Annotated in this window: 6 protein-coding genes and 1 riboswitch; of the genes, 2 read left to right on the top strand and 4 right to left on the bottom strand. The window is 68.4% G+C overall.

What is annotated here, in order from left to right; translation table 11 throughout:
• Nucleotides 1–1387: phosphomethylpyrimidine synthase ThiC (thiC, locus tag ACFONC_RS10835; protein ID WP_386743963.1), on the bottom strand; the 1387-nt coding region annotated here is incomplete at its 3' end.
• A gap of 78 nt (nt 1388–1465) precedes the next feature.
• A riboswitch (TPP riboswitch) is annotated at nt 1466–1561 on the bottom strand.
• A gap of 224 nt (nt 1562–1785) precedes the next feature.
• Between thiC and ACFONC_RS10830 the strand changes: the two genes are divergently transcribed.
• Both ACFONC_RS10830 and ACFONC_RS10825 read left to right on the top strand, forming a co-directional pair.
• On the top strand, nt 1786–2733 hold the full coding sequence (locus ACFONC_RS10830) for a homoserine kinase (RefSeq protein ID WP_386743961.1): 948 nt from the start codon (nt 1786–1788) through the stop codon (nt 2731–2733).
• Between the two features lie 166 nt (nt 2734–2899).
• Complete coding sequence (locus tag ACFONC_RS10825) at nt 2900–4486, top strand: BCCT family transporter (RefSeq protein ID WP_386743960.1); 1587 nt, start codon at nt 2900–2902, stop codon at nt 4484–4486.
• Between the two features lie 10 nt (nt 4487–4496).
• On the opposite strand, the gene ACFONC_RS10820 is transcribed toward ACFONC_RS10825, so the two are convergent.
• The 3 genes from ACFONC_RS10820 to ACFONC_RS10810 all read right to left on the bottom strand — a co-directional run bounded on the left by ACFONC_RS10820 (nt 4497) and on the right by ACFONC_RS10810 (nt 9573).
• On the bottom strand, nt 4497–5552 hold the full coding sequence (locus ACFONC_RS10820; RefSeq protein WP_386743958.1) for a 2-oxoacid:ferredoxin oxidoreductase subunit beta: 1056 nt from the start codon (nt 5550–5552) through the stop codon (nt 4497–4499).
• 135 nt (nt 5553–5687) lie between these two features.
• Nucleotides 5688–7619, bottom strand: a complete 1932-nt coding sequence (locus ACFONC_RS10815; protein WP_386743956.1) for a 2-oxoacid:acceptor oxidoreductase subunit alpha — start codon at nt 7617–7619, stop codon at nt 5688–5690.
• Between the two features lie 115 nt (nt 7620–7734).
• Nucleotides 7735–9573 carry an FAD-dependent oxidoreductase gene (locus ACFONC_RS10810; protein ID WP_386743954.1) on the bottom strand — a complete coding sequence of 613 codons (1839 nt, stop codon included), beginning with the start codon at nt 9571–9573 and terminating at the stop codon, nt 7735–7737.
• Between the last annotated feature and the right edge of the window lie 38 nt (nt 9574–9611).

The raw sequence follows: 9611 nt of genomic DNA, 5'->3' as shown, positions 1-9611 counted from the left end.
CCGGCGCGATGTCGGTGGTCAGCGGCCCGAGGGTGTAGAACGGCGCCTCGCCGCATTCGGCCAGCTGCTTGTCCATGTTTTCCTTGATCAGCTGCATCGGCACGTGGCCGGGGCCTTCGATCATGGTCTGCACGTCATGCTTCCAGGCGATCTTCGTCAGCTCGCCCAGCGTTTCGAGTTCGCCGAACTGCGCGGCGTCGTTGGCATCGGCGATGCAGCCCGGGCGCAGGCCGTCGCCGAGCGAGAAGGCCACGTCATAGGCCTTCATGATCTCGCAGATGTCCTCGAAGTGTTCGTACAGGAAGCTCTCGCGGTGGTGCGCCAGGCACCACTTGGCCATGATCGAGCCGCCGCGCGAGACGATGCCGGTGACGCGCTTCGCCGTGAGCGGCACGTAGCGCAGCAGCACGCCGGCATGGATGGTGAAGTAGTCCACGCCCTGCTCGGCCTGCTCGATGAGCGTGTCGCGGAAGATCTCCCACGTGAGTTCCTCGGCGCGGCCGTCGACTTTCTCCAGCGCCTGGTAGATCGGCACCGTGCCGATCGGCACCGGCGAATTGCGGATGATCCATTCGCGGGTTTCGTGGATGTGCTTGCCGGTGGACAGGTCCATCACCGTGTCGCCGCCCCAGCGGATCGCCCAGACCAGCTTTTCCACTTCCTCGGCGATGCCAGAACTCACCGCGGAGTTGCCGATGTTGGCGTTGATCTTGGTCAGGAAGTTGCGGCCGATGATCATCGGCTCGCTTTCGGGATGGTTGATGTTGTTGGGCAGGATCGCGCGGCCGCGGGCGATCTCGTCGCGCACGAATTCGGGCGTGATGGATTGCTGGATGCTGGCGCCGAAGGACTCACCCGGATGTTGCTTGCGCAGCATCGCGTCGCGCACCAGTTCCAGGCGCTGGTTCTCGCGGATCGCGACGTACTCCATCTCCGGGGTGACGATGCCGCGGCGCGCGTAGTGCATCTGGCTGACGTTGGTGCCGGCCCTCGCCACGCGCGGCAGCCGGCGGTTGGGGAAGCGCACCGCATCCAGCCGCGCATCGTCTTCGCGGCCACGGCCGAACTCGGAGCTCAGCCGTGGCAGCGGTTCGGTGTCGCCGCGTTCCTCGATCCAGCGCGCGCGCAGGGGCGCGAGGCCGGTGGCAAGGTCGATCCGCGCGTCGGGGTCGGTGTACGGGCCGGACGGGTCGTACACGGTCACCGGCGGGTTCTCCTCGCCGCCGAACAGCGTCGGGGTCTGCGACAGGGCGATCTCGCGCATCGCCACCCGGATGTCCGGGCGCGAGCCTTCGACGTGGATCTTGCGCGATCCGGGGATCGGCCGGGTCACGGATCCGGACAGTTGGTCGGTCTGCTGCAGCAGGGAGGCAGGCACTGCGTTCATGGCGTTCGTCCTGGGAATGAGTCGGACGAAGCGGCGGCGCATGAATCAGTGGAGCCCGGGAACGCCGGACGCAATCCCACGCGATCCTGCGAAGCTTCCCTACGCCGGCATCACCCGGATCAGGTTCGAAGGGTCTGTCTCAACCGGCCGTTGCCGGTACCCCCGCTTCAGGCGGCATTTGACCACGCCGCGCCGCTTCGGGCCAGTCGCGCGGCCGGGTGCCTGCCCATCCCCACGCGAGCGGCGGGATGGCGCGCTTGCCAGGCTGACGCCATCGGGCATTCGCGCAAGAATGCAGCGATGCGACCCGCTCGCCCCGCAACCGGAGGACCGCCGATGCCGCGCACCGGATCACCGAATGCCGCTGTTCCCACCCGCCGCGTGCACGGCGTGCGCGCATGAAGGTCGTCGACAACGTCGCCCGCGCCTTCGCGCCGGCCGGCGTGGGCAACATCGGGGTCGGCTTCGACCTGCTCGGGCACAGCATCGACGGCCCGCGCGACATCGCCCGCGTACGGCGCGTCGCGGCGCCGGTCGTACGGATCACGGCGATCACGGGTGATGCCACGGGCACGGACGCGATTCCACTGGAAGTCGAGCACAACACTGCCGGGCAGGCGCTGGCATCGCTGCACGCAGCGCTCGGTCTCGCGTTCGGCTTCGAACTGATGCTGGAAAAAGGCATTCCCGTCGGCGCCGGGCTCGGCGGCTCGGCGGCGTCGTGCGTGGCCGCGCTGGTCGCCGCCAACGCCCTGCTCGACGCGCCGCTTCCGCGCGAGGCGCTGTACCCGTTCGCGATCGACGGCGAGGCGGTGTCCAGCCACAGCCGCCAGGGCGACAACGTCGCGCCGATGCTGCTTGGCGGCATTGTCATGGCCACCGAGCAGCGGATGATCCAGCTGCCCGCGCCCGACTGGCTGCACTGCGTGGTGGTGCACCCCGACCAGGTACTGGAAACCCGGCGCGCGCGCGAAGTGCTGGCCGAACCCTATCCGCTGCCGCTGGTGGTCAGGCAGAGCGCGCACCTGGCGCTGTTCCTCACCGGCCTGCAGCGTGGCGACGCCGGATTGATCCGCGAAGGCCTGCAGGACGTGCTGGTGGAGCCGCGCCGGGCGCCGCTGGTGCCCGGCTTCGCCGCCGTGCGGGCCGCGGCCATCGACGCCGGGGCACTTGGGTCGAGCCTCTCCGGCGCCGGCCCGAGCGTGTTCGCGTGGTTCGAGTCACGCAGCGCGGCGGACGCCGCGGCGCCGGCGATGCGCGCGGCATTCGACGCGGCGGGCTTCGCGTCCCGCGCCTGGGTCTCGCCGGTGGCGGGGCCACGCGCCGCGCTCATGGACGCGGACTGAAGCCAGCCGCAGCCCCACCACGAACGGGCTTTCACCCGCATTCCGATAGGCTTGCGGACAACTGCCCGCTCGCGCGCCATTCGGGGAATGCCGCCGCCGCACCCGGCATTCGCCGATCACGGTCTCGGGCCGCCCCTTCGCTTCCCCACGACTGGAGGACGAACCGATGGTCTACCGGATTTCCATCGCCCTGGTGATCGTGCTCGTGGTGCTGGCAGGCGCCATGCCCGATGCCTTCAATGACGTCGTGCAGGAAGTGGTCCGCCACCTGGTGCGGGACGCCGGCTGGACCTACCTGGTGATCGTGTTCGCCACCCTCGTGTTCCTGCTCTATCTCGCATTCGGCCGCTTCGGCAGCCTGCGCATCGGTGGCGAGGACGCGGAGCCCGACTTTTCCTATGCCAGCTGGCTGTCGATGCTGTTCGCCGCCGGCATGGGGATCGGACTGGTGTTCTGGGGCGCCGCGGAGCCGGTGTCGCATTTCCTCCAGCCGCCCGAGGGCCTGCCGCCGGAAAGCAACGCGGCCGCGCGCGCGGCGATGCGCTACGCGTTCTTCCACTGGGGCCTGCATCCGTGGGCGGTGTACGCGCTGATCGGGCTGGCGATGGCCTGGTTCCAGTACAACCGCGGCGGCCGCGGCCTGATCAGCGACCTGCTGCAGCCGGTGATCGGCAGCAGCCACCGCGGCTGGCCCGGCCGGGTCGTCAACATCCTGGCGATCGTGGCCACCGCGGTCGGCGTGGCCACGACGCTGGGCTTCGGCACCATCCAGATCGCCGCCGGCATCGAACGCGTGGTCGGCATCCCCGCCGGGCGCACGCTGCAGCTGGCGGTGATCGCGATCGCGTTCGTGATGTACATGTGCTCGACCGCGACCGGCGTCGACCGCGGCATCAAATGGCTGTCCAACTTCAACCTCGCCCTGGCCGGGGTGCTGCTGTTGCTGGTGCTGGCGCTCGGCCCGACCGGCTTCATCTTCGATACCCTCACCACCACCCTGGGGTCGTACCTCAACCAGCTGGTGACCATGAGCCTGCGCATGGCGCCGTTCTCCGGCAGCAGCTGGGTCGCGGACTGGACGATCTTCTACTGGGCGGGGTGGATCGCCTGGGCGCCGTTCGTGGGCTCGTTCATCGCGCGGATCTCGCGCGGCCGCGACATCCGCGAGTTCATCCTCGGCGTGGTGGTTGCGCCCAGCCTGCTTGGCTTCCTGTGGTTTTCGGTGTTCGGCGGGACGGCGCTGTGGTCGCAGATCTTCGGCCACGTGGACCTGGCCGGCGCCATGACCCAGGGGTACGAGACGGTGCTGTTCACCATGTTCGACAGCCTGCCGATGCCCGGCGTGCTGGCGGTGATCGCGCTGGTGTTGCTGGTGATCTTCTTCGTGACCTCCGCCGACTCGGCAGTGCTGGTGCTGGCAAGCATGTCCACCGACGAACCCGGCGATCCGCCGCTGCCGCGCAAGCTGGCCTGGGGCGTCGCCGTGGCCCTGATCGCCGCCGCGCTGCTGCTGGCCGGCGGCCTGGAAGCGCTGCAGGGCGTGATCACGATCGTCGCGCTGCCATTCGCACTGCTGATGCTGCTGGTGATGGTGGCGCTGTACCGGGCGCTCGACCAGGAGTACCGGCTCGAACAGCGCCGCCGGGCACGGGCGCGGCATGCCATCGAGCAGTGGATCGCCAACGAGCAGGCCGCGCGTGAAGTTGCCGGCGGGGCGCCGCCCGGCACGGAGCCTGGCGCGACCGGCCGCTGACCACCGGCGATCAGCGCAGCGCGGCGTTGATCCTCTCCAGCGCTTCGGCACCGGGGTTCAACTCGTCCGCACCAAGCGAGTTCAGCGGAACCGGAACGGTGCCTAGATGGCCGTGCAGGTCGCCGGCTTCGGCGTCGACGTACAGCAGCCCCGTCACCACTTCGCCGCGCGCATGGCGCTGCTGGATCAGATTCATCGCCGCGATCCGGTCGCGCGGGTCGTAGTCGGCGTCGAGCTTGCGCAGGCGCAGCACCGAGCCGTCGTGCTGTTTGACGTCGATGGTTTCACCGGCTTTGTAGTCGGCGACGATCTCCGCGCGCGGCAGCATCACGTCGAGCTGATTGACCGCGTCGTTGTGCTCGCGCACGTAGTCGTAACTCTTGGTGCTTCCGGCGTGGTTGTTGAAGGCGATGCAGGGGCTGATGACGTCGAGGAAAGCCGCGCCGCGGTGCGACAGCGCGCCCTTGATCAACGGCACCAGCTGCTGCTTGTCGCCGGAAAACCCGCGCCCGACGTAGCTGGCGCCGAGCTGCAGCGCCATCGTCACCAGGTCCAGCGGGCTGTCGGTGTTGGCCACGCCCTTCTTCGACACCGAGCCTTGGTCCGCGGTGGCCGAAAACTGGCCCTTGGTCAGCCCGTACACGCCGTTGTTCTCGACGATGTAGACCATGTCCACGCCGCGCCGGATCGCATGCACGAACTGGCCGATGCCGATCGAGGCCGAGTCGCCGTCGCCCGACACGCCCAGGTAGATCAGCTCGCGGTTGGCCAGGTTCGCGCCGGTCAGCACCGACGGCATGCGCCCGTGCACGGTGTTGAAGCCGTGCGACTGGCCGAGGAAGTAGTCGGGCGTCTTCGAACTGCAGCCGATGCCCGAGAGCTTGGCGACGCGGTGCGGCTGGATGTCGAGTTCCCAGCAGGCCTGGATGATCGCCGCCGAGATCGAATCGTGCCCGCAGCCCGCGCACAGGGTGCTGATCTTGCCCTCGTAGTCGCGGCGGGTGAAGCCGATGGCGTTGCAGCCGAGCGAAGGGTGGTGGAGTTTTGGTTTGGCGAGGTAGGTCATTTCATGCCCTCGTTCATGAGCCCCTCTCCCTGCGGGAGAGGGGTTGGGGTGAGGGTTGGGAGGAACGACGAAAGGTCGACTTCCGTAGACGTTGCAACATTCCCCTTGTTCACCCGCACCTCCTCCGTCGCACCCTCATCCGGCGCTCCGCGCCACCTCGCTCCGCGCCCCGGCCTGGGCGCCAGCGCCCAGGCGTTCATCGTCGCGCGGACCAGTGGTCCGCAAACGCTCCTCTTCACCCCGGAGGGAGAAGGAAGCTGAAAGCTGCTCGCTGATCGCCCCTGCAATGAACCGCGCCGTGATCGGCGTGCCGTCGTAGTGCAGCACGGGCACCAGTCGCGCCGGATCGATGCCGAATTCGTTGACCAGCAGCGTGCGCAGCTGCCCGTCGCGGTTCTGCTCGACGACGAACACCGATTCGTGCGCGTCGATGAATTCGCGCACCGACTCCGGGAACGGAAACGCACGGATGCGCAGCGTATCGACCGCGATGCCGTCGGCCTGCAGGTGCTCGACCGCCTCGGCCATTGCCGGGCTGGTGGAACCGTAGAAGATCACGCCATGCTGCGCAGCCGCCCCCGACCTTGACTCGACCGGCTGCAGCACCAGCGATTTCGCCGTATCGAACTTCTGCAGCAGCCGCTGCATGTTGTAGACGTAGTCGGCGCCGCGCTCGGAGTACTGCGCCTGCGGGTTGCGCGACGTGCCGCGGGTGAAATACGCCCCCCTGTCGGGATGCGTGCCCGGCCAGGTGCGCCAGGGGATGCCGTCGCCGTCGACGTCCTTGTAGCGCGCGAACTCGGCGCCCGCCTCCAGCTGCTCGGCGGTCATCACCTTGCCGCGGTCGTAGGCGCGCGCGTCGTCCCAGGCGAACGGCGCGCACAGGCGCTGGTTCATGCCGATGTCCAGGTCGCTCATCACGAACACCGGCGTCTGCAGCCGGTCGGCCAGGTCGAAGGCGGCCGCGGCGAACTCGAAGCATTCGCGCGGGTCCTCCGGGAACAGCAGCACGTGCTTCGTGTCGCCGTGCGAGGCGTAGGCGCAGGCCAGCACGTCGGACTGCTGGGTGCGCGTGGGCATGCCGGTCGACGGCCCGCCGCGCTGTACGTTGATGATCGTCACCGGGATCTCGGCGAAGTACGCCAGGCCGATGAACTCGTTCATCAGCGACACGCCGGGGCCGGCGGTGGTGGTGAACGCGCGCGCGCCGTTCCAGCCGGCGCCGACGACCATGCCGATCGAGGCGATCTCGTCCTCGGCCTGGATCACCGCGAAACGCGCCCTGCCCTGCTCGTCGACGCGATACTTCTGGCAATACTTCTGGAAGGCTTCGGCCAGCGACGACGACGGCGTGATCGGATACCACGCGCACACGGTGGCGCCGCCGTACACGCAGCCCAGCGCGGCCGCCGCGTTGCCTTCGACGAAGATCCGGTCACCGACCGCGTCGGCCTTGCGCACCCGCAACCCGATCGGGTGCGACAGGTGCTCCATCACCCAGCTGCAGCCCAGGTGCAGCGCTTCGACGTTGGGCGCCTGCAGCTTCGGCTTGGCCTTGTACTGCTCGCCGATCAGCGCCTCGACCACCACCGGGTCGATGTCGAGCAGCGCGCCCAGGGCGCCGACGTACATGATGTTCTTGAACAGCTGGCGCTGGCGGGGATCGTCCCAGGTGGCGTTGGCTATCCGGGTAAGCGGCACGCCGATGACGGTGACGTCGTCGCGGAACTTCGACTTCGGAATCGGCTTGCTGTTGTCGTGGAACAGGTAGCCGCCGGGCTCGATCTCGGCAACGTCGGCGTCCCAAGTCTGCGGGTTCATCGCCACCATCAGGTCGACGCCGCCGCGCCGGCCGAGCCAGCCACGCTCGGACACGCGCACCTCGTACCAGGTCGGCAGGCCCTGGATGTTGGACGGGAAGATGTTGCGCGGGCTGACCGGAACGCCCATGCGCAGGATGGCCTTGGCGAACAGCTCGTTGGCGGAAGCGGAGCCGGAGCCGTTGACGTTGGCGAACTTGACGACGAAGTCGTTGGTGGATTGCAGCGGGGAAAGGCCCGGGTTCATTTGCTTGCCTCCCCCTTTGAAAAAGGGGGATTGAGGGGGATTTGCTGTTGGCCGAGGGCAAATCCCCCCTGTCCCCCTTTTTCAAAGGGGGGAAAATGAGGAGGCAGGACGTTCGTCATGCCGCCTCCCGCTGCTTCTTGCTTCGGCATCCCGGCCCCGCGTGCGTTTCCAGCAGCAGGAATTTCTGCATGTCCCAGGCCCCGGTCGGGCAGCGCTCGGCGCACAGGCTGCAGTGCAGGCAGACGTCCTCGTCCTTGACCATCACCCGCATGGTCTTCAGCGGCTCGGAGACGTAGAGCGGCTGTTCGGGATTCAACGATGGCGCGGTGAGCCTTGTGCGCAGGTCGGCTTCGTCGCCGTTGCGGGTGAAGGTGATGCAGTCGGTCGGGCAGATGTCGACGCAGGCGTCGCATTCGATGCACTTGTCCCTGGTGAACACGGTCTGCACGTCGCAGTTGAGGCAGCGCTGGGTTTCCTTCCAGGCGGTGGCCGCGTCGAAGCCCAGCTCGACCTCGGTGCTGATGCTGTCGAGCTTCTTCGCCGCCTCCGACCACGGCACCGCGTAGCGCTCGTCGGGCGAGACCGCGTTGTCGTAGCTCCACTCGTGGATGCCCATCTTCTGCGATTCCAGCCGCACCATCGGGTCGGGGCGCTCGCGCGTGTCCTCGCCGTGCAGCAGCTTGTCGATGCTGATGGCCGCGGCGTGGCCGTGCGCGACTGCCCAGATGATGTTCTTCGGCCCGAACGCCGCATCGCCGCCGAACAGCACGTGCGGCAGCGACGACTGGTGGGTGACCTTGTCGACCACCGGCATGTCCCACTCGCCGAACTCGATGCCCGCGTCACGCTCGATCCACGGGAAGGCGTTCTCCTGCCCGACCGCGATCAGCACCTCGTCGCAGGGATGGAACTCGTCCGGTTCGCCGGTCGGCACCAGCTTCCGGCGCCCACGCTCGTCGTACTCGGCGCGCACGCGCTCGAAGGTCATGCCGGTCAGACGCCCGCTGGCGTGGACGAAGGCCTTGGGTACGCGGAAGTCGAGGATCGGGATGCCTTCATGCATCGCGTCCTCCTTCTCCCATGGGCTGGCCTTCATCTGGTCGAAGCCCGAGCGCACCAGCACCTTGACGTCGCTCCCGCCCAGCCGGCGCGCGGAACGGCAGCAGTCCATCGCGGTGTTGCCGCCGCCAAGCACCAGCACGCGCTTGCCGACTTTCGTCACGTGGCCGAAATAGACGTTCGCCAGCCAGTCGAGGCCGACGTGGATGTTCGCGGCGCCTTCCTGGCGGCCTGGCAGGTCGAGGTCGCGCCCGCGCGGGGCGCCGCTGCCGACGAAGATCGCATCGAAGTCCTGCGCCAGCAGGTCCTTCATCGAATCGATGCGATGGTCGCCGACGAATTCGACGCCCAGGTCGAGGATGTAGCCGCACTCCTCGTCGATCACCTCCTCGGGAAGGCGGAAGCGCGGCACCTGGGTGCGCATGAAGCCGCCGGCCTTGGGGTCGGCCTCGAACACGGTGACGTGGTAGCCCAGCGGCGCGAGGTCACGGGCGACGGTCAGCGACGACGGTCCGGCGCCGACGCAGGCGATGCGCTTGCCGTTGGGCTGCGACGCCGGTTCCGGCATGCGCGCGCGCACGTCGCCCTTGTGGTCGGCGGCGACGCGCTTGAGCCGGCAGATCGCCACCGGCTCGGGTTTCTCGCGCATCGATTCGGGCCCGTTGTTCTCCTCCACCCGCCCGCGCCGGCAGGCAGGCTCGCAGGGGCGGTCGCAGGTACGGCCGAGGATCCCGGGGAAGACGTTGGAGTGCCAGTTCACCATGTAGGCATCGGCATGGCGGCCGGCGGCGATCAGGCGGATGTACTCGGGCACCGGCGTGTGCGCCGGGCAGGCCCACTGGCAGTCGACGACCTTGTGGAAGGTGTCGGGGTTGCGGATATCGGTCGGCTCCAACGCTGCGCTCCGATCCTGCTGGTTGATCCTGCTGGCAG

Origin of the sequence: Luteimonas soli (genome assembly GCF_042648865.1) — a bacterium.
GTDB classification, from domain to species: domain Bacteria; phylum Pseudomonadota; class Gammaproteobacteria; order Xanthomonadales; family Xanthomonadaceae; genus Luteimonas; species Luteimonas soli.
Note: the sequence above shows the minus strand (reverse complement) of the source record. Positions and strands in the feature narration are given on the sequence as shown.